Origin of the sequence: Streptomyces sp. NBC_01210 (assembly GCF_036010325.1) — a bacterium.
In the GTDB taxonomy this organism is placed as follows: domain Bacteria; phylum Actinomycetota; class Actinomycetes; order Streptomycetales; family Streptomycetaceae; genus Streptomyces.
The window spans coordinates 5,153,140-5,172,819 of sequence record NZ_CP108549.1 but is presented as its reverse complement, the minus strand read 5'-3'; the positions used below and the strand labels follow the sequence as shown (position 1 = coordinate 5,172,819).

18 protein-coding genes and 1 pseudogene are annotated in these 19,680 nt (G+C 68.3%); 11 read left to right on the top strand and 8 right to left on the bottom strand.

Annotated features, from left to right (window positions below; translation table 11 throughout):
* Positions 1-39 precede the first annotated feature (39 nt).
* Positions 40-288, top strand: coding sequence for a hypothetical protein (locus OG735_RS23510; RefSeq protein ID WP_327325138.1), 249 nt, complete (start codon positions 40-42; stop codon positions 286-288).
* 636 nt (positions 289-924) lie between these two features.
* Positions 925-2,781, top strand: a complete 1,857-nt coding sequence (locus OG735_RS23505; RefSeq protein WP_327325137.1) for a hypothetical protein — start codon at positions 925-927, stop codon at positions 2,779-2,781.
* Between the two features lie 117 nt (positions 2,782-2,898).
* On the opposite strand, the gene OG735_RS23500 is transcribed toward OG735_RS23505, so the two are convergent.
* From OG735_RS23500 to OG735_RS23490, 3 genes are all read right to left on the bottom strand, one after another.
* Entirely contained in the window at positions 2,899-4,416 is a 1,518-nt protein-coding gene (locus tag OG735_RS23500; RefSeq protein WP_327325136.1) for a LacI family DNA-binding transcriptional regulator, read from the bottom strand.
* 47 nt (positions 4,417-4,463) lie between these two features.
* A complete protein-coding gene (locus OG735_RS23495; protein ID WP_327325135.1) occupies positions 4,464-4,793 on the bottom strand; it encodes a helix-turn-helix domain-containing protein in 330 nt (109 codons plus the stop codon).
* A 126-nt stretch (positions 4,794-4,919) separates the two neighbouring features.
* Positions 4,920-5,177, bottom strand: a complete 258-nt coding sequence (locus OG735_RS23490; RefSeq protein WP_327325134.1) for a helix-turn-helix domain-containing protein — start codon at positions 5,175-5,177, stop codon at positions 4,920-4,922.
* 477 nt (positions 5,178-5,654) lie between these two features.
* Between OG735_RS23490 and OG735_RS23485 the strand changes: the two genes are divergently transcribed.
* The 4 genes from OG735_RS23485 to OG735_RS23470 all read left to right on the top strand — a co-directional run bounded on the left by OG735_RS23485 (position 5,655) and on the right by OG735_RS23470 (position 10,209).
* Positions 5,655-6,497 carry a helix-turn-helix domain-containing protein gene (locus OG735_RS23485; RefSeq protein WP_327325133.1) on the top strand — a complete coding sequence of 281 codons (843 nt, stop codon included), beginning with the start codon at positions 5,655-5,657 and terminating at the stop codon, positions 6,495-6,497.
* 7 nt (positions 6,498-6,504) lie between these two features.
* Entirely contained in the window at positions 6,505-7,194 is a 690-nt protein-coding gene (locus OG735_RS23480; protein WP_327325132.1) for a zinc finger domain-containing protein, read from the top strand.
* A 670-nt stretch (positions 7,195-7,864) separates the two neighbouring features.
* The gene (locus OG735_RS23475; RefSeq protein WP_327325131.1) at positions 7,865-8,491 is read left to right on the top strand and encodes a mobilization protein; all 627 of its coding nucleotides are present in this window, start codon (positions 7,865-7,867) and stop codon (positions 8,489-8,491) included.
* The gene (locus OG735_RS23470; RefSeq protein ID WP_327325130.1) at positions 8,488-10,209 is read left to right on the top strand and encodes a relaxase/mobilization nuclease domain-containing protein; all 1,722 of its coding nucleotides are present in this window, start codon (positions 8,488-8,490) and stop codon (positions 10,207-10,209) included. Before OG735_RS23475 ends, OG735_RS23470 begins: the two co-directional genes overlap by 4 nt.
* Before the next feature lie 128 nt (positions 10,210-10,337).
* Here the strand turns inward: OG735_RS23470 and OG735_RS23465 are convergent, their stop codons facing one another.
* From OG735_RS23465 to OG735_RS23455, 3 genes and pseudogenes are all read right to left on the bottom strand, one after another.
* Complete coding sequence (locus OG735_RS23465; protein ID WP_327325129.1) at positions 10,338-11,162, bottom strand: DUF317 domain-containing protein; 825 nt, start codon at positions 11,160-11,162, stop codon at positions 10,338-10,340.
* Positions 11,163-11,178: 16 nt separating this feature from the next.
* A pseudogene (locus OG735_RS23460) lies at positions 11,179-11,459 on the bottom strand (hypothetical protein).
* Between the two features lie 107 nt (positions 11,460-11,566).
* Entirely contained in the window at positions 11,567-11,905 is a 339-nt protein-coding gene (locus OG735_RS23455; RefSeq protein ID WP_327328428.1) for a DUF317 domain-containing protein, read from the bottom strand.
* Between the two features lie 394 nt (positions 11,906-12,299).
* On the opposite strand from OG735_RS23455, the gene OG735_RS23450 reads away from it, so the two are divergent.
* The 5 genes from OG735_RS23450 to OG735_RS23430 all read left to right on the top strand — a co-directional run bounded on the left by OG735_RS23450 (position 12,300) and on the right by OG735_RS23430 (position 17,980).
* Entirely contained in the window at positions 12,300-12,989 is a 690-nt protein-coding gene (locus tag OG735_RS23450) for a nucleotidyltransferase domain-containing protein (protein ID WP_327325128.1), read from the top strand.
* Positions 12,990-13,203: 214 nt separating this feature from the next.
* Positions 13,204-14,832: an IS21 family transposase gene (istA, locus tag OG735_RS23445; protein ID WP_327328165.1), complete on the top strand. Its 1,629-nt coding sequence runs from the start codon at positions 13,204-13,206 to the stop codon at positions 14,830-14,832.
* Positions 14,829-15,644, top strand: coding sequence for an IS21-like element helper ATPase IstB (gene istB / locus OG735_RS23440; RefSeq protein WP_327321140.1), 816 nt, complete (start codon positions 14,829-14,831; stop codon positions 15,642-15,644). The genes istA and istB overlap by 4 nt, the downstream gene beginning before the upstream one ends.
* A gap of 798 nt (positions 15,645-16,442) precedes the next feature.
* Positions 16,443-17,111 (top strand): HAD family hydrolase, encoded by a 669-nt coding sequence (locus OG735_RS23435; protein ID WP_327325127.1) that lies wholly within the window; start codon positions 16,443-16,445, stop codon positions 17,109-17,111.
* A complete protein-coding gene (locus OG735_RS23430; protein ID WP_327325126.1) occupies positions 17,108-17,980 on the top strand; it encodes a DUF1932 domain-containing protein in 873 nt (290 codons plus the stop codon). The genes OG735_RS23435 and OG735_RS23430 overlap by 4 nt, the downstream gene beginning before the upstream one ends.
* Here the strand turns inward: OG735_RS23430 and OG735_RS23425 are convergent.
* Together OG735_RS23425 and OG735_RS23420 are read right to left on the bottom strand one after the other, a co-directional pair.
* Positions 17,956-18,507, bottom strand: a complete 552-nt coding sequence (locus tag OG735_RS23425; protein WP_327325125.1) for a guanylate kinase — start codon at positions 18,505-18,507, stop codon at positions 17,956-17,958. The two genes, OG735_RS23430 and OG735_RS23425, sit on opposite strands and share 25 nt — an antisense overlap.
* A complete protein-coding gene (locus OG735_RS23420) occupies positions 18,507-19,391 on the bottom strand; it encodes an AAA family ATPase (protein ID WP_327325124.1) in 885 nt (294 codons plus the stop codon). The genes OG735_RS23425 and OG735_RS23420 overlap by 1 nt, the downstream gene beginning before the upstream one ends.
* Positions 19,392-19,680: the final 289 nt, after the last annotated feature.

The window sequence follows — 19,680 nt, the reverse complement described above, 5'->3', positions numbered from 1 at the left end:
ACCGCGTGCTGTCGCACGCACAAGAAACGAAGGTTTTCCATGTCCACCACAGACGGCCACTCGGATGACCAGCAGCCGCACGGAACACCGCCGACCGAGCCGCACACGCCGGACGAGACCCCCGCGGAGCACCCGCGCACACGGAGCGCCCTCGCCTGGGCCACGATCGGGCTGTCCGCAGCCTTCTGCACCACCGGTGTGGTCCTCTCCCTGACCGGCCACGAGGGAGCAGGCATCGCCCTCATCGCCGCCGGATCCTTGGAACGAGGCGTCAGCACCCGAAAGTAGGGCAGGGTCGTGGAGCGGGCCTCTGCTACCGGACTCACCTCGTTTGGCAGCGGGGGCCGACCTCGGTGGAGAGGCGCAGCGGATCCTCGACCAGATAGGGCTAGAACCCGAGCCCGCCGGCCCTCCGACGGCACCCCCACGGAGGCGGGTTTCCTCACTGCGCGCGTGCGTCTTCCTCTACGACCCGGGAGGCCAGCTCAGGCCCCTTCTCGTGCACGAAACTCAGCGGAATAGCGGCGAGAACAAGACCGCGCCTACGTGGCCTACGCCAACCCGCCGCGCCCACCATCGCCCAGGCTCTCGCGTCAGCAGGCGTGTGAGCCGAGGGACGGCGCATGGGCGAGCCGGGTGGCCGGCCGGGCAGCGCTCTCGATATAGCTGGCACCGACCGTAATCGACGTTGGTGTCAGTGCCCTACGGCACCATGAGAAGACGCTCTCCGCCTCGGAACGTGGTGGCCCTCGTCTCGACCAGGAGTCGGTCAGCCACCCAGACGGGGACTCGGACGAGCAATCAGGCGAGTCCTCGGATACGGATCGGAGCCTCATGGACAGCGGTGTAGCCGCCCCCAGTCTTCCCCTGACCTTCCTGTGCGCGCTCGTTGCGGATAGCGTCGCAGATGACCCGCCCTCGCGGATGGCCGCCGAGCAAGCCAGGTCGATGGAGGACGGGCGGGAGCGACGGGAGTTGCTGGAAGCGCTGTTGCGCGGCCCCTATGACAAGGATGCTCCGTCGTGGCTGCTGGAAGCCGCAGTCGACAGCGACCTGGCCCGGAAGCCGCCGCAGTCGGATCCGCTATACGGACCATCCATGGATCTGGCACTGCTGGCCATCTCGCACCCGTCCTGCACAGGGCAGTTGCGGCACGAGTCGCTGAGGCGCTGCACGGCCGTCCAGCTCGGCCGCCTCGGCTCGGCGCAGGCGAGCGGCATCCTGGCTGACGGTGTCGCCGAGGCGCTGCGCGAACGGGGGCCTCGTCCGCAGGGCATGACGGTCGACCTACTCGGCACTCCGACGGATGCCCAACTGGTGCTCCGACAGCACCGCCTGCACAGCACGGTCATCACCGCGGCTGTCGATCTCCTGCCGTCCTTCCCCTTCCTCGACGAGAAGGGCGAGGAGGACACGGCAAGGTGGCTGGAGAGGCAGGAGGCTGCCGAGCGGGCGTGGCGCACCATGTGGAAGCAGGTCGTGACCGCGCATCCCGAACACCACCGGCTCCTCGTCGACTGGTCTGACAACAACAAGGTCGGTTACATCGTCCGAGAGCATCTGCTGGGCAGCATCCCCTGGGACGTTGAGCCGGAACTCCTTCAGGAGATCGCCCGGGACGACCTCGCGTCCTTCCCGCTCTCCGTACTCACCACCCGGATGTGCCGCATGCGCCGGGACGGGGCAACGGAGCAAAAGGTAAGGGAGCACTTCGCGAATGACGTGGCGGAACTTCTTCCCCCGCAGCGCAAGCGCATCGACCGGCTCCTGTCGGATGACAAGTACGGTCTGCGCTACGGCTGCCGAGCTGCCATATCCCGCACCGCGCTGGCAGCAGACGGCAAGTGGCGGTACATCCTCAATCCCGACCAGGCACAGAAGTACGGGCGCCCTCACCCTTGGCGAGCCTCAGAAGACCAGTTGGCATCCCTGGCCCAGCAGTTCGCCGAACATGCGGCCGTAGCTCTGGAGCTGTGGGAACCCGACCCCGATGCGCCGGTTCGCACCGCGGAGGATCTGCGCTGGGTGCGCGACCTGCTGCAGTACCTGCCGGTGGTCACCCCGGAGGTGAAGGAGAAGACACGCCTGCTCTGCCGGGAAGCTAGACGAGGGCTGGCCAGACGCCGGGACTACGGCAGGTACGGGCTGGACTCGGACATCCAGCGGGCTCTTGAACTCCTTGACACCATCGAGCGGATGACCGCCGACCCGCTCCCGGATCCTGGCCCGGAGCGCACCGCGTCCCTCGGCAAGCCGGACCAGGTCACCGTGCGCGACCTCGCGGCCGCTCCGGACGCTGTCCTCGATGACTACTTGCGACGGCACCAAGGCAACGACGCACTCGTGGAAAGGGCCCTGCTGGCCTTCGCTTCGCGTACATACCACCGTGACCTGTCCTTCGCCGACGTACTGAAACGCCACTCAGACCCGCAGCGCGCACTGCTGGACCTTACCCAGAGCCTCCGCCGACGCCTGGGCGGTGGCCCGAACCTCCGGGAGACATGGGTAACCGCCGTGCTGAGCCTTCCCACCACCGGCCCCGAACTGATCCGCGCCCTGCCCGCCTGGACCGCCCTCAAAGCCAGAGGACCCCGCGGCCAGGCAGCACACCCAGCGGTCACCTCGGTCGTACGCACCGCCCTTGGCGACAACGCCGAGGCATGGCAACGGTTCGCGACAAGCCCAGCCAGCCACGCGGGGCCCACGGCCTGGCTCCGCCTTGGTGACCTCCTCGACGCTGCCGCGAACGGAACACCCTGGCCCGCTGCCCCGCACAAGTAGCCCAAGCCACGCACGACCGGGGCGAATGTGTAGTGGACCTGCTGCGCGCATGCCCCCGGATGCACAGACCCTGCGATCACGCCGGTGCCCCGCAACACGTTGCGGGGCACCGTGGAGCTACCGGAGGGAGACCGCACGTGCGCGCAGGAGATCGTTGAGCACGCGCACCGGCGACGTCGGACACAGGGCCAGCCGAGTGTCGAGCGCCGCCTCCCACTGCTCGGTCAGCCCGAGCATGAGGCGCCTGCGCATGCCAGGGGTGACGTGGGCGTAGCGCGCCGAGACCGATCCGTCGATGTGGCCCATGCGGTCGTCCATGAGGACCTTCTCGGTGCCGAGGTCCTCCATCACGGTCCGGTGGGTGTGGCGGAGGCCATGGGGTGTGAGGCCCTTGGCGATCGGGAGCCAGCAGGCATCAGCCCGGTCACTGGCGCCACGTCCTCGGGCCGGGACGCCGGGCCGCGGTTCGCCCAGGAGCGGGACGGGGCGGGCCTCCTGCGGCGCCTTCTTCGGGTACCAGCCGGAGACCGCCGGGGTGAACAGCCACGTCGCGAAGCCGTTTCGACGCCAGTGGGCTGCGTGCTCCGCCACCACACCGCCCCGCACGAACCCCAGGTCCGCGATGGCCTGCTCCACCCTCACCCGCTTGGCTTCGGTGACGCGGTCGGGGTGGTTGAGGACGTTGGACACCGTGCCCGTCGAGACTTCGGCACGGCGTGCGACGTCGACGAGCTTCGCGCCCTGGTGGCCACCGGTGCGGGCAGCGCCCTGTCCACGGAAGACGTAGGTCTTGCCGTGGCACGGGCAGGGTTTCGGCTTCGTACGGGCGACGTGGTTGGCGACCAGGGCCGACAACCAGTCCATCGCATCGATCTTGCGGTAGCTGTCGTCCTTGGGCGGACAGCGCACCAGCTCGCCGGTATCGAGTTCGTACAGCTGCCACTCGACGCGGACGGAGCCTGGGCGGGCGAACTCCGTCTCCAGGCCGACGATTTCGCCCCAGCGCATGCCGGTGTACCCCTTGAGGACGACGGCGACGAACTCGTCGTCTCGGCCGGAGAGCAGGGCGGCCCGTTCGGCGGTCAGCAGGATGCCGAGCGGGTCGGTGACGACCTTCTCCGGGCCGCGGTCTCGGGAGCGGCCGGCGCGCTTGCCGCGCCCGCGCCGCCTGGCCGCCGGGTTGGACGTGATCAACCCCTCGTCGATCGCGTCCTCGAAGATCAGGTGAAGTGTCGAGCGCCAGGTCTTGACGCTGGAGGCCGCGTACACGGCCTTCTCCTTCTTCTCCCACAGATCGACGTCCGTGCGCAGGACGCCGGCGAGCGCCTTGTCCTCGAAGTCGGGGAGCAGGTGCTCCTCGATGTGACGCTTGTAGTTCTGCATGGTCGAGGCGGCCAGATCCTGGGCCGCGTACCAGCGGTTCGCGTACTCGCCGAAGGTCTCCTGGCCGAGCGCCGGGTCGCGCCAGTCGCCACGCCGGTACTTGTTCTCGGCCTCGCTCGCGGCGCGCTGGGCCTCGCCCTTGGTGGCGAACCGGATCGCCTTGCCGTTCTCGTCGACGACCGTGAGGTGTTTGCCGGGCGCCGTCTTGTACCGGCCGCGCCAGTAGTTCGCACGCTTCTCCGCGAAACCCAACTTCCGTCTTCCTCCCTGCTCTTGGCTCGTGGCTGGGCGCGGGCGCGCTACACGACGGTCTCGTACTGGGTACGGCGCGGCGGCCGGGCCCGCAGACGCCCCGTCGTCGCGGCCGTAGTCGGCCGAGGAGACTGGGCGGCACGAGTTCGTGCAGCGGGAGGACTTGTTACTGCTGGACCGGCCGGCGCGCTGCTGAGGGATCGCTTCGGGCGCTCTTCGTGGAGGCGGACGATCTCGGCGAGGTGTGCGGCGGTGAAGCGGTAGGCGCGACCGACGCGGGTGTGCGGGATGAGGCCGCGCCGGGCACGGTCCTTGACCCACCAGGCGGAACAGGCGAGGGCTTCGGCGATTTCTTCGGGGCGGTAGAGACGGGGCAAGGGGGCTCCGCCCTCGGTGCCGGGAAAGCGGCGCACGAGGGCAGGGGGTATCTCGGAGTGGTGCAAGAAGAGTGGGTCCTAACTCGGTTGGGGGCCTGCTCACTCAGCAGTGCTGGGCGGCCTTCGTCACATGGCGCTCGGTCCCTGCAGCAGCACGAGGGGCAAGACGCGGAGGGCCTGGGCGAGGGCGACGAGGTCGTCGATGTCGCAGCGGCGTTCGGCGCGTTCGATGCGGGACAGCATCGTGTTGGACATCGGGCGGCCGAGGGCGGTGACACGGGCGGCCAACTCTCGTTGGGCGAGACCGCGTTCGGTACGGAGGATTTCGATGGTGCGGGCGGTCCGTATTCCGGCCGGACCGATTTCCAGGGATCGTGCTGCCATAGCTCCAATTGGAACTCGTATTCGCCGGTTTGGTAAACCGGCGATCGTCGGCTATGTTGCGCCCGGCCGGGCAAGGGGAGTTGCCGCGGGTTGGGTTCCGGGCAGCCGGCGGGTGGTGGCTGCATCCGTCGGACGGGTGCTCTGACATGGGATGTTGTGTTGTAGCTTGCGCTCCGACGGAGGTCAACGGCTTCCCGATGTGATCCTTCTGGCTCGGCCCCGTGGGCAACCAATTTCGGCAACCGGCTGTCTGGGATTATTATTTAGGGAATGCCCCGGAGCATGCGTTCGCCGTCAGCTGTCTGAATTCTCGGCGGAATGCTGGACTTCTGCGGCGTTGATGTGGCTGTCTTGGCTAGGCGAAGCCACCAGCCCCCACGCTCCTCGGGCCGGGGCTGTACCGCCACTCTCCCTGCGCACCGCCCGACAAAGGCGCGCATCTTCACCTGCCCGTCCGAACCCAGGAGCCGCCGACCCATGAGCCTCGACGCCCGCGAGTGGGTGTGGGACCACAGACGAAACAAGGGCACCGCCCGCATGGTGCTCGCGTTGATCGCCGACCGCTGCCGCGACCGGAGCTGCGTCGCGTACGCCTCCGTGCCCACCCTGATGAAGCGAGCGAACGCCTCCCGTACCGCCGTACGCGACGCCCTGGCCAAGCTGATCGCCGACGGCGAGCTGGTGGCGCTCGGTGACCGCAAGGGGCCACGGGGAGAGACGTTCTACCACCTCCCGGACGCCGCCCACTTCCTCGCCGAACACACCGTTGAAGGGGACCGGGAACCGGTCCTTCCGGGGGACCGGAATCCGACCCTTGGGGTGCCGGAATCCGCCCCTTCCGATCCCTTCGAAGAGGGACCGGAATCCGGCCCCGGGGCACGGATTCCGACCCCGGGAGGGTACGAATTCCGACCCGTCGGGGGCACGGATTCCGACCCCCAGAACGGTAGAGAACCGAAGGTGAACGGTAGGAGCAGCAGCTCTGCCCCGCTCACCTCCGCCGACCAGTGGCAGATCGACGACAGTGCCCGGGCCTGGCTTCGGCAGCACGGTCATCTCGACCGCCTCGGCGAACACGCCGTCCGATCAGCCGACGAGAAGTGGCGCACCTACCGGGCCCCATGGCCTCCCCGTACCGCAGCCGCCTGGGCTGCCGACTGGCGCTCCTGGATCGCCCGGGAACACACCCCCACCCCAGACCGCCCGAACCTCTACGCCCTGCCCGGCGGCACACCCACCCGGGCCCCTGGCATGACGCGCTCCGAGCAGCACATGGCCGCCCTGCTCGCGGCCCTCGACGAACCGACCGGAACGGAGTAACCCGCCTTTGGACCCACGCGAAGTCGCCGCTGTCCTCGCCTACACCGGCCGCCTCGACCCCCGCACCATCCGCACCGGCACGGGCGAAGCCCGTGACCAGATCGCCCAGTGGCAGGAACTGCTCGACGACGTGCCCTTCGCCACCGACCACGGCTGGGACGTCCGCGAGGCGATACGGGCCCACGCCCTCGACTCCCCGTACCCGATCCTGCCCGTGGACGTCGCCCGCAGATGGCGGGCCCATCGGCGCGACCGCCTCGACCGGCACACCGACCCCACACCGGCTGCCGACCCGGACGATCCTGCCGCCTGGCGAGCCGAGCTGCTCCGCGCCCGCAACGCCGTCGCAGTCGGCGTGGTCGCGCCTTCCACACACCGGCAGATCACCGGCGGTGACCCGCAACGCGACATCGAGGAGCGCCTGCGCACGATCGGCTCGTGCATCCCGCTGGCCGTCCGCACCGAGCTGACCCGCTACCGTCCAACCCGCGCCGCACGCGAGGCCGCCGTCACCACAGGTGTCCCCGACGCGCTCAGTGTCCGGTGCGAGTGGTGCCACGCGCCCGCGGGCACCCCGTGCCGACAACGGCGGGCAAGCCCGGACGGCACCGCCAGAGGCAATGCCGTACGTACCACCCCGCACCCGTCGCGCATCGACCTCGCCACTGCCCAGATGGGCAGACAGCGGGCTGCGTGACACGGCCGGCCTCGCTCCTCGCCGCAGCTTCGTAGTCCTCCAACCGTCGGGTCCCGGATCGTCGTACCCGATGGACGGGAACGTCCCGATGAGCACCTTGGGGACCGCGTCGCGGGGACCGTGCCTGCGAAGTTCGGGGACCGGATCTCGGTCCCCGACGGTCCCCGCGATCACGGTCACCTCCTGGCGGGGACCGTCACGCGCGGGAACGCCGCGCGCCGGGATCGGGGACCGTGACGACACCGAACTGGGGACCGACACGGGACCGGTCCCCCGGAAACTGCAGCTCAGGCGGGCTATCAGGTCGGTCCCCAGAGCGTCCCCGACGACGGGGACCGTCCCCGCAGCAGCCCGTGCGGTTGAGGACCGGTCCCCGGAGTGCAGCAGAACGGGATGGTCCCCCTGACGACGTGTCATGGGGACCGTCCCCGACGAGCGTCGCATGACAGTCCCGAACCGTCTGGGGACCGTGCACCGCCGCACTCCGGGGACCGGTCCCCGCCGCTCTTCCTCCGGCCACGGCTCTCGGTCCGACAGCCCTGCCTCAACAGCCCGTCCCAGATCGCGTCCCGCAACAGCCGAGTGCCTCCAGCTGCTGCCCCCATCCCTCGTCAAGCAGCGCCTTGGCAGCACAGCTCCCCGCTCCCGAAGACACCCCGGAGAACCGCACGTGCACGACCAACACCATGAACACCTCGCCACCCGTCAGCAGGAGGCGACAACAACGCCGGCCTCAGGCGGAGCAAGTTGGAGGTTCGGACACTCCCCCGCCGGGGGAGCGCCCGAACCCGACCCCGCCCCGGGGGTGGCGGGGCCCGACCGGCGCCAGGGGGCACCGGACAGGAACGCTGCGACCGAGGGCGGACCGCAGCCGGGCGAGGCCAGCCGCAAGGGCACGGCCAAGAAAGGGAAATCGCGCCCGCGCGACAAGAAGCAGCGCCCCGCCCACAGCGTCCGCCTCAACGAGCCCGAACTCGCCATCATCCGATCTGGCGCCGAGCACGTCGGCATGAGCGTTGCCGGGTTCCTGGCCTACTCCGGCCTGGCCGCCGCCCGTGACCAGTCGCGTACCGCCGCGGCCATTGCCCCCGAGCGCGATGTCCTGACCGCACTGTTCGGCGTACGCCGTCAGCTCGGCTGGGCCGGCAGCAATGTCAACCAAGCCGTCAAGGCCCTCAACTCCGGTGTCGACGCACCGCACTTCGCTGCCGCTCTCGCCGATCTGCAACGTGCAGCGCAGGCCGTACAGCGGGCGGCCGAACGGATCACCCATCGGCAGGAAGGTGAGGCGGCTTGATCCCTCGGATCCACAAGCAAGGCAGCAACACCCTCGGCCTGCTGCACTACCTGTACAGCAAGGGCACCCACGAAGAGCACGTCGACCCACACCTGGTCGCCTCCTTTGACCACATGGCCCCCGACCCCGGCCGCGACCCTGCGGCAACGAAGAAGGACCTCCAGCACCTCCTCGACCAGCCCCTCCACCTGATCGAGACGGATCAACGTCCGACCCAGCACGTGTGGCACTGCTCCGTGCGTGCTGCCCCCGACGATCCGATCCTCAGCGACGAACAGTGGGGCGACATCGCCCGCCGCATGGTCGCCGCGACGGGCATCGACCCCGGCGACGGCGCAGGCTGCCGCTGGGCCGCCGTCCGCCACGCCGACGACCACATCCACATCATCGCCACCCTCGTACGCGAAGACGGCCGCCGCCCCGACCACCACCGCTCCGGCAAACGTGCCCAGGCCGAAGCCCGCCTGATTGAAGCCGACTATGGCCTCCATCGCGTCACCCCAGGCGACGGCACCGCCGCCAAGCGGCCCACCAGCGCTGAACGCCACAAGGCGGAGCGCCAGGGCCGGGACCGCACCGTACGGGAGGAGCTGCGCGAAACCGTCCGCCGCGCGGTCGCCGGCGCCGCCACCGAGCAGGAGTTCTTCGACCGACTCAAGGACGCAGCACTCCTCGTACGCACCCGAGTCCTGCCCTCCGGCGACCTTAAGGGCTACACCGTCGCCCTCCCCGGCGACCACAACAAGGACCACGAACCGGTCTTCTACGCCGGCTCGACGCTCGCCCCCGATCTGTCCTTGCCGCGTATCCAGGCCCGGTTCGACACAACTGCAGTCGCGACCGCACCGGGCAACGGCGACCACCAGGACCATCCCCCACAGCGGCCCGCGCCGTCCGCCGCACGACGAACCACCACTGACGCCGCATGGGCGGCCCTGCTCGTCCTCGACCGAAGCGACGAAGGTGCGGCAGCCGCGCAGATCGCAGCGACCGGCGAAGTCCTCGACGCTCTCGCCAAGACCTCTGCCCTCTACACCCGGCAGGAACTACATGAGGCAGCCCTGGCATTCGAGAGGGCTTCCCGTTCCCACACTCGCGAGGAGTTCCGCCACAGCCAACAGCTACGACGAGCGGCCCGAGACCTGGTCCGCAGCGGCCCAGCACTCGGCCGGGGCGAGGACGGCGCCACCACGGCAATGGTGATCGACATGGCGTTCTTTCTCGTCACCGCCGCCGCCCACTGGCACGGAAAGAAGCAGCACGCCCAGCAGGCAGCCGCCGCCCACCAGGCCGCCGAGCACTTGCGCGCTGCCTACCGAACCGCGGCCGGCATGCCTATGGGCGCCCTGTACCAGCGCGGTCGACGCCTCGCCCAGCCCGTGCGGCACAAGCAGGCGGCCCATCTGCGCCGGGCAGTGCCGGAGCTGGCCGAGCTGGTCCTGGCCGAACCCGGCTGGTACGCATTGGCGGCCACCCTCGCTGACGTCGAGAGCGCCGGTCATAATCCGGCCGCGCTCCTCACCGAAGCTGCCGAACGACGGGAGCTGGGCACCGCCGAATCGGTCAGCGACGTGCTCGTATGGCGGCTCCGACGGTCGGCAGACATGCCCGCCGACACCACCGACATGTGGCCCCACGAGAACGGAGCGGAGCCGCTGATGCGCAGTGCGCAGCGCCCGGCCCAGAGACGGACAGGTCCCCGCAGCCGCAGGCCGTGACTGTGGACATGTGAATACGGCCTGGGGCTCAGTAGTGGACCGTGCTGGAGGCGTGGAAAACACGCCGGTACAGCCCGAAGCCGGGCCTCTCGATTCGGGAGGCCCGGCTTCGCAGCGCGGGGCGGTAATCAACCAGCTGGGGCGAGCAGGAGGCGGTCCCGCGTGCTCTCTGGGAGCACCCGGCGCAGGACCGGTGCTGTGGAGCTGAGTGAGTTGGCGAACGCGGCGACGAGATCGTGCGGCACGCTGGCGCCGAAGGACGCGGCCCACAGGTATGGCGCGCCCATGGTGGTCTCGGCCCATGCCTGCCATCCGGCCGGTCCCGCCTCGTCCGGCACGACGGTCAGGGCGCGGGAATCGGTGTCCTGGATGAGGGGTGGGACCTCACCAAGGCTGAGATGGGAGGTGAATGTGGGGTGCATCGCCACCGCGTCGGGCTGGTCGACGTCGCGGAGCCAGCCGTGCTCGGCGACAACGTCCATAACGAGCTCGGGACCGGTGAGCGCCGTGGTGGGCTGGTCGCGGGCGTCGAGCGCGAGGAGAAAGTCGCAGAGGACCTCACCCGGGACGCCGGGGGTGAAGTAGGCCGACCACCGCGCAAGCGGGCTGTCTGGGTGCTCGCGGGCGGAAATCTGCCAGGCGATCGGCAGCTCGCCCAGGTGGAACGGCTCATCCGGCAGCACCCATTGGGCCCACCGGAGGGTGTCGGAGCTGATGTGGAGGACGGTGCTGCGCACGACCTGCCGGTCCTCCGGTGCCTCGTTGGGTTCCTGCCGTCCGCGGACGATCACGAGGCTGGTCCAGCCGAGGCCGGCGAGCGTGTCAGCGACGGCGTCGTAGAGACGTCCGTCGTCACCGGCCAGGTGCCGGGGACCGACCCAGTACGCAGGCAGGGCGCCTCGGTTCGGGGTCGACGGGTCGAGCAGTGGGTCGGGATACAGGAACGCCTCCAAGGGGCTGGGTGCGGGTCTAGTTGCCGCCAGCAACGCGGCGAGGGCGGCGCGGCGCCTGGACGGGAGCCTGCCAGTTCAGAGCGACGGCTACCTCGGGCGGCAGGCGCCCGAGCCGGCTGTCCGCGTCCCACCCTCAGCCAGATAGACGACGGGCCGTCCGATCCCGTCGCGGGCTTCCACGACCTGTGTCGCGCGTGGGTCATGGGGAAACAGGTTCATCGCCAGCAGGGGTGCGATCCGGTCACTGACGGACAGGCGGTCAATGAGATCACCGACGGTCATTCCCAAAGACTCCAGGGGAATCGTCCTTGCTTCCGGGCAGCGGACTGACGGACGCGGAGTACTGCCCGGTTCGGTGAGCGAGAGGCTGGCAGCGCCGAGTCAGCCGACGCGGGCTGGCGTGCTCATCGAGGACGGGTGGTTTCCAGCACGCACGTCACAGCGGCGGCGACGATATCGGCCGGCGTCTCGGTGTCGAAGGAGATGCTGTACCCAGACACCGTCGCGGTACCGGTGACAGCGATCTTCCAGCCTCCGCCGTCGGTCCCAGGACGGCCGAGCGGAGACCAGCCCAAGTAGAACCGGCCGTCCTTCGAATTGACGTGCACGTCGGCGCGGTCGTCCACAACCATGTGGAAATCCTCGGCGGAGAACTGATCCATCACGAGCGTGGGCTGGCCCGGGCCGAGCTGCCAGTCGCGCACTTTCAGGGCCTTGACGGTGGTGGAAAAGCCGAGGCTCATGGATGCCACGGTCACGGCGATCACCTCTCTGACCTGGGGTTCCGGAAGGTCGTCTACGTTGACATCCCTCTGCTCCCGCTGGCCAGTCTTTCGCGACTCTTTCCTGTCTGCCCCCGGCGAACTGGGGCACGGACTACTCTCCTGCGTCGTCCGAGGCACCGCATAGAAGCGGTCTACCCCAGCCACGGCGACCTCGCGAGCCGCGTCAATGCCACCGCCGGCCGAGGCCAAGACCATCGCCTGAGGCCACTCGGCGCCCTCTCGCCGACTGGCAGGCGGCCTCCGTCCTTAGGGACGCGCGATAGGCAGCGGCAGCCGATCTCAGGAGATAGCACTGCCCGTATCCCCGAAGAAACCCCGTGCGCACGATAGGCGGAGTGCTGATAGTTGCTGCATGGATGCGATTGATGCTGCGCGTGCCGTTGTAGAGGAACATCACCCTGACGCTCGGGCTGCGTTCCTGGGAGGCAGTGTCGTGAGGGGCCGCCGCACGGCGATGTCGGACCTCGACATTGTGGTGCTCCTCCACGGATCCCCAGCCCCGTACCGGGCAAGCCTTCGGCGCGGTGAGTGGCCCGTGGAGATGTTCGTGCACACCGAAGCGACGTGGCACGCGTACATCCAACGGGAGGTACGCAAGCGCCGGTCACCGCTGCTCTGGATGTGTGCCGACGGAATCCTGCTCTTCGACAAGGATGGAGTCGGGGCACACCTCGCCGCTGAGGCCCGAAAGCTGACCGCTGCGGGGCCACCCGCGGTGTCGGACGAAGAGATCGATGACCGCCGCTACGCGATCACCGACCTCCTTGACGACCTCGTGGGGAGCACCGACCAGAGCGAACAACTGTTCATTGCCACCGAACTGGTTCGACGAACCGGCGAGTTGGCGCTGGCCGCTGGCGGGTCTTGGAGCGGGGGCGGGAAGTGGCTGGCCCGCCGTCTTGAGACCACAGCGCCGGGGCTCAGCATGCGCCTGCACGATGGTCTACGTGAAGTATTGGCGGGGCGGATTCAGCCCCTCATGGCAGTCGTGGACGAGGTGGTTGAGCATGTCGGCGGCCGGTTGTGGGTCGGCTGTTTGTAAGCACTTCTTTGGGCCCCAGTGCACGGATCTGAAGTGGCTCCGTGGCGTACGAAGTTGATCTGGCTCCACTTGGCGAGCACGTGCTGCGACGTGCCCTCTTTGGAGTGAATGCACTGCTCCGTCCGCCCGGCGGCGGCAGGGTGTGTGCGTCGATCACGGTCTTGTCGGAGGCCGTGTGTGTTGATCGCGGTCGTGTCGGGAGGCCGGGGTGGGTTTGTCGCGGGCTGAGTTGTTCGCCGCGATCCGGAGGGACAGACGTCTCGATCCGGAGCTGTCGCAGCGGGCTCTCGGGGAGAAGTACGGAGTGCACCGGCGGACGGTGCGGCAGGCTTTGAATTCGGCGGTTCCGCCGCCCAGGAAGAAACCGGTGCCGCGGGCGACGGTCCTGGACCCGGCCAAGGGCTGGATCGACGCGATGCTGCGGGAGGACCTCACTGCACCGCGCAAGCAGAAGCACACCGCCCGGCGGATCCATCAGCGGCTCGCGCAGGAATACGGCTTCGACCAGGCGTCGTACTCGACGGTCTGCGACTACCTCCTGGTCCGGCGGCCGCAGATCGAGGCCGAGGCCCGGGAGGGGCACCGGCATTTGGACGGGATGGTCCCTCAGGTGCATCTTCCCGGCGAGGAGGCGGAAGTTGACTTCGCTGACGTGTGGGTCCGGCTGGCGGGCGAGGTGGTCAGGTGCCACCTGTTCACGCTGCGGATGTCGTACTCGGGCAAGGCCGTCCACCGGGTCTATGCCTCGCAGGCCCAGGAGTCCTTCATGGAGGGGCATGTCGAGGCGTTCAACGTGCTGGGCGGGGTGCCGGCCCGGCACATCCGTTACGACAATCTGAAGCCGGCGGTCAACCGGATCTGCACCGGCCGCAGCCGGGTGGAGTCGGAGCGGTGGCTCAACTTCCGCGCCCACTACGGCTTCGACGCCTTCTACTGCATCCCCGGCCAGGAAGGCGCCCACGAGAAGGGCGGAGTCGAACACGAGGGCGGACGCTTCCGCCGCACGCACCTCGTCCCGGTCCCCGAGGTTGCCTCGCTGGGCGAACTGAACGAGAAGATCGCCGCGATCGACGCAGCTGAGGACGCACGGATCCTGTCGGGCAGGCTGACCACCATCGGCTTCAACTTCGCTGCTGAGACGGACCAGTTGGTGCCGCTGCCGTTCGAGGAATTCGAGTGCGGCATCACGCTGACCCCGAAGGTCGACCGCAGCAGCCGGATTACGGTCCGCCAGTGCCACTACTCGGTGCCTGCCCGGTTCATCGGGCAGAACGTGCGCGTGCTGCTGCGGGGCAATGAACTGCTGGTGTTCGAGCGGCGGACGATCGTGGCCCGTCACCCGCGGCTGACCCGGCGGGGCGAGTTCCGCGACGAACTCGATCACTACCTGGAGATCCTGCTGGCCAAGCCGGGCGCCATGGCCGGCTCCACCGCGCTGGCAACTGCCCGGCAGAACGGCTCGTTCACCGAGGTCCACGAGGCGTTCTGGGCCGCGGCCCGCACCGCGCATGGAGACGCGGCCGGGACCAGGGCCCTGATCGAGATTCTGCTGCTGCACCGGCGGATGCCAGCTGAGGCGGTCCAGCTGGGCATGGCAGCCGCGATCCGGGCGGGCGCCGTCACCGCGGACGTGGTGGCCGTCGAGGCCCGCAAGGCAGCCGCGCAGGCACCTGATCCGGCTGAGGAGGTGGACGACGGGGACGATCCGCCGCCGTGGGCCGAGCCCAGCGGGGTGGTGTCACTGACAGCCCGCAGGGCCCAGCTTCCCGAGGACAAGCGCCCGTTGCCGACCGTGAGCCACTACGACCAGCTCCTGACCCGCCAACCGAAAGGCACTGCATGAGCACGACCGCTGCACCGACCCGCCAGCACGTCCCGCCGCCCCGTCGGGATGTCGGACCGGAGGAGGCCGTGGACACGGCCATCGACGAGGCATGCCGCAGCCTGCACCTACCCACCATCCGCAGCCGGGTCGGGGAGATGGCCGATGAGGCGATGCGCCAGCGGTCCAGCTATAAGGACTTCCTCGCCGACCTGCTGGAAGCCGAGTGCGCCGAACGCGAGGAACGGCGCAAACAGCGGCTGGTCAGAGACGCCAATTTCCCCCGGCCCAAGCGGCTGGAGGACTTCGACTTCACCGAGAACCCGAACGTCACGCCGGAGCTTGTCGGCACCCTGGCGGACCCGGCCTGGGTCAAGGCCGGGCAGCCGCTCTGTCTGATCGGCGACTCCGGCACCGGCAAGTCCCACCTGCTCATCGGGATCGGCACCGCCATGGCCGAGGCTGGGCTCAAGGTCCGCTACACGACCACGGTCAACCTGGTCAACGAGCTCGCGGAAGCCGCCGACGAGAAGAAGCTGGCCCGCACCATCGCGCGCTACGGCCGCGTTGACCTGCTCTGTCTGGACGAGTTCGGCTATCTCGATCTGGACAAGGCCGGAGCCAAACTGCTGTTCCAGATCTTCACCGAGCGCGAAGAACGGAGGGCTATCGCCATCGCGTCGAACGCTCCGTTCTCCGAGTGGAAGCAGACCTTCACTGACCCCCGGCTCTGCACGGCAATCGTCGACCGCGTCACCTTCAACGCGCACATCGTCGAGACCGGCACCGACTCCTACCGCTTCGCCCAGAGTCAGAAGAAACGGCGCCGCTGACCTCGAACGACAACTGCGGCCGGGCTCCCTCACGGGAGGCCGGCCGCAGCCGCGTTGGGCCCGGCCGCCAAGTCCCAGTGCCGACCAGACCATCGCCCGTTCTCGTCCAGCCGCCACGGGCACTGGGCGGCCCGCAACCTGAGTCGAGTCGGGTCGGCAGCCTCCACGCGCCTGTCGGGGGCGCGTTTGCGGAGGTCTGACCGAGGCTTCAAAACTACCGCGCCGACCCCCGGTCACGGCCAGCGGAACCACTCGTTCGAAGTGGGGCCAAATCACCTTGCTACAGGGGCGTGAATCACACCAATACACGCCCCCTCCAGCCGGTGAGTGGAGCCAAAAGAAGTCCGTGCACTGGAGCCAAAACAAGTGCTTACAGACAGTCGGCTACCAGCGCGGTGGAACTCCATGAACGAGGTCGCCGTAGGGCGGCAGGCCCGCGATGGAGTGGTCACGCATCGCGCACGTACAGCTCGGCGTCACGGTGTGACACGGAGGCTAAACGGGACGGCGCCGACCCACCGACGTGGGCTGGCATCGGGTCTCAATCTCAGGAGCGCGATACGAAAGGATCGCAACCAACCCCGTCATCGCTGAACGGGCTCTCAGCCTTCCTCGCTCCGCAGGTACGTCAGGAAGCCTGAGACGCCCAGTCGTATCCCACATAGGGCAGATCGGACTTCGCGGGTACGCGTACTGAAGGGCACCGATGGGCCCTCCCCGGCTGCGCGACATCGGGATCACCGCCTTGAAGTCCCCTCTTCAGTAGCGGCACATCCGCTCCGACTAAGCTCGTCACCTATGCAGCGGCTGGTGCTCTTCGATCTCGACAACACCCTGATCGACAGGAATGACGCCATCCAAGATTGGGCCGCTCAGTTCGCCGATCGATACTCCCTCGCTCACCACGCCTCCACGCAATTGGTCGACTCGGTCCGGGAGCGAGCATTTCCGGCCACCTTCGAAGCCATACGGGCGCAATACGGTCTCCAGCCATCAGCCGATTCCCTGTGGAGGCAGTACTGCTCCGACATCGCGGCGGCAGTTACGTGTTCTGGGAGGGTACTCGCGGGCATGGACGCCCTACGAGCCACCGGCTGGCGAGTCGGTATCGCCACCAACGGGGCGACCGACATCCAGAACACCAAGCTCCAGGCAACCGGCCTAATCGGTCGCGTTGATGGCGTCTGCGTCTCGGAGTCCGTCGGTGCACGAAAGCCCGCGACCGCCGTCTTCGAGGCGGCAGCCGTAGCGTGTGGCTCCCGCCTTTCCCAAGGCGGCTGGATGGTGGGCGATAGCCCGGAGACCGACATTGATGGAGGTCGTCGAGCCGGCCTACGCACAATCTGGATCCGCAACGGACATGCCTGGCCTGATCGGCTCGCCGCACCTGATCATTGCGTACCCGATGCGGAAGCGGCCATCGCGCTGCTGCTGGCCGATGACTGTTCTAGGAGTGTGACTACGTGAAGTCCGACATCGCTGCCGTGGGGCTGTTGCATCCGGGCAGCATGGGTGCGGCTTTCGCAGCCCAGCTCCGGGCCCAAGGCACTACGGTCCTCTGGTGCGCTGTCGGCCGCAGCGACGCTTCCCGGCAACGTGCGGAGCACGCGGGTATGGAGGCAGTTGACGATCTCGGGCAGCTCCTACGGCGCGTCGACCTGGTCGTCTCCTTGTGCCCGCCAGCAGCCGCCGACGAGATCGCAACAGCGGTGGCCGAGCACGGTTTCCGAGACGGGACGTACGTCGAGGCCAACGCAATCACTCCGCAGAGGGTCCGAGCTGTCGCCGCCTGCCTGCCTGATGCGGCCGTTGTCGACGGTTCTGTCGTCGGCTCTCCTCCGGTAAGGGGAAAGCAGCCGACGCTTTACCTTTCAGGCCCCCCGCGGCACGTCGCGCTGGTCGCCGACCTCTTCGAGGGGACCGATGTGCGCACACGCTCCCTGGGGACTGAGATCGGGCAGGCTTCCGCTCTGAAGCTCGCGTACTCCAGCTACCAGAAAGCGTCCCGCGTCTTGGCCGCCGTGGCTTACGGGCTGGCCGACGCGAACGGCGTCGCGGACGAGCTCCTGCAGATCGCCTCCAAGCGCACCGGCAGCTATCTGACGGAGACGGACTACATTCCCAAGACCGCCGCTCGCGCCTGGCGGTGGGCGCCTGAACTGGAGGACGCCGCAGACCTGCTCGCCGAGTCGGGACTGCCGGACCACTTCATGCGGGAGATTGCCGCTGCCCTTCACCGCTGGGACGAGGTCCACGACAGGTCCCTCACCATCTCCCGTGCTCTCGAACTGCTGACTTCAGCGGACGCCCGTCACACAGACGCCCGTACAAGCTGATCAATGAGGACTGCCGCAGCTCCAGGCGAGGAGACTTCGGTGTCCACACGGAGATCCCAGGCAGGGTGATCGTTGGTGGCGAGATCCTGCTCCGTAGCGTCCCACGCGGCGAGCCGGGCCTCCGTATCGCAATCACCCCGGCTCGTCGAGCGGACGGCCGTGACCTCCCGAGAGCACCACACCAGCACCGTCGACCAGGCGGCGGGGTACTTGGCGGTCACCGCCTCTACGCCTGCGACCTGGCCGAGGTGGAGGATAGGAATGCGCCCACCCTCCATAGCCAGCCCGAGGCCGGGGCGGTCGACAACGTAGGTGTTTCCGTACCGGTCATTGCGGTAGATAACGTCGCCGCGCCCCTCCAGCTCCGCCAACTGGTTGGGTGTGCCCATGCGGTAGCCCGCGGACTTCCCGCTGCCGATTTTGAGTCGACTAAAGAGGGCATAGCGCGAGTCGAGTTGGGCGAGAGCCTCCGTCACTGTGTCCTTGCCGGCGGCAGGCGGCCCGTACAGCAGGATTCCCTGGTTCATCAGAACACCGTTCCCAACACCTGACGTACCTGATCAGTGAGGGATATCGCCGCGCCGAGACGGTTGTCCACCACCATGTGGTCGACGGCAGGGCGCAGTTCGACGTCGACGGTTTTCGCGTACTCGTCCCAGTGCTGAAGCTTCCAGCTGTCGCGGGCGGCGGACCGGAAGCTGATGTACTCGCGCATCGTTTCCACATCGCACTTGATCCAGACTATGGAGACGCTGACACCTCGGGCCTCGCATCGGTTGGTCAGCCGCTGGATCCAGCGGACGTCCATCACCTCTGAGATGAACGGTGCTGTCAGCACCGTGCTGATGGAGCAGTCGATGTTGGCGTAGGCGGTCTCAAGTAGGCACTGGTACTCGAGGGGCCGCACCTGCTCGCGGTAGAGCTCGGAGTGACGGTCGTTGGGCTCGCTGCCCATCTCCACCAGAAGTCGCTCGACCAGGGGACGCGTGATGGGGTCCTTGTCGAGGACCGGCCATCCCGTGAGCTGGGAAATGAAGCGGGAGAACTCCGACTTCCCGCTGCCTGCGAAGCCGCCGACGATGAGCAGAGACGGGCGATGAGGATCTCCGCCCGTGTGCCGACGCTTCCACGCGTCGATGATCCGCTGCTGAACGTCGAGATCGCCGCAGGCATCCGTTCCTGGCGTGATCTTAGAGAGTGCCCGCTCGACAGCAAGAACGTGGGCGCCGTTGCGGGATTCCGTCGACGGCGTGAGGTTCAGGTGGGTGGCCTCGTCGGGCAATGGGTGGCGGAATCCGAGCTCGGGTTCCGTGCCTCGGTATAGAAGGCAGTACGCGCGCCGATAGTGCGGACCCGGGTATACCTCGCCCTGCTCGTGCTGCCAGAGAGTCTGGAAGTTGGCTGCGGGCACCGTGATAGCGGCCCTTGTGGCCACGTCACGCAATCGCTCGCCGGCACGCTCGAGGGTTAATCCGTGTGCCTCGCGCACCTCACGGAGCTTGTCCGGGCGCCATCCCGCACGGCTCCTCGCCACGTCAGCTACCGCCTGCCCATCGGTCAACATGATCGGGACAGTAAGTCTGCCCCGTGCAAAGTCGTGTATAAGCAGATGTTGAAAAGTCAGGGTGCTCGCGATGAACGGCCTCACTAGCCCGCCGTGATACACGGATGACCTGCGCCCCGCTGTCATGGACCTTGTC

Coding starts and splice junctions, on each gene's coding strand:
- OG735_RS23510 (WP_327325138.1), top strand. CDS start 40: ATGTCCACCACAGACGGCCACTCGGATGACCAGCAGCCGCACGGAACA.
- OG735_RS23505 (WP_327325137.1), top strand. CDS start 925: ATGGCCGCCGAGCAAGCCAGGTCGATGGAGGACGGGCGGGAGCGACGG.
- OG735_RS23490 (WP_327325134.1), bottom strand. CDS start 5,177: ATGGCAGCACGATCCCTGGAAATCGGTCCGGCCGGAATACGGACCGCC.
- OG735_RS23485 (WP_327325133.1), top strand. CDS start 5,655: ATGAGCCTCGACGCCCGCGAGTGGGTGTGGGACCACAGACGAAACAAG.
- OG735_RS23455 (WP_327328428.1), bottom strand. CDS start 11,905: ATGAGCCTCGGCTTTTCCACCACCGTCAAGGCCCTGAAAGTGCGCGAC.
- OG735_RS23450 (WP_327325128.1), top strand. CDS start 12,300: ATGGATGCGATTGATGCTGCGCGTGCCGTTGTAGAGGAACATCACCCT.
- istB (WP_327321140.1), top strand. CDS start 14,829: ATGAGCACGACCGCTGCACCGACCCGCCAGCACGTCCCGCCGCCCCGT.
- OG735_RS23435 (WP_327325127.1), top strand. CDS start 16,443: ATGCAGCGGCTGGTGCTCTTCGATCTCGACAACACCCTGATCGACAGG.
- OG735_RS23425 (WP_327325125.1), bottom strand. CDS start 18,507: ATGAACCAGGGAATCCTGCTGTACGGGCCGCCTGCCGCCGGCAAGGAC.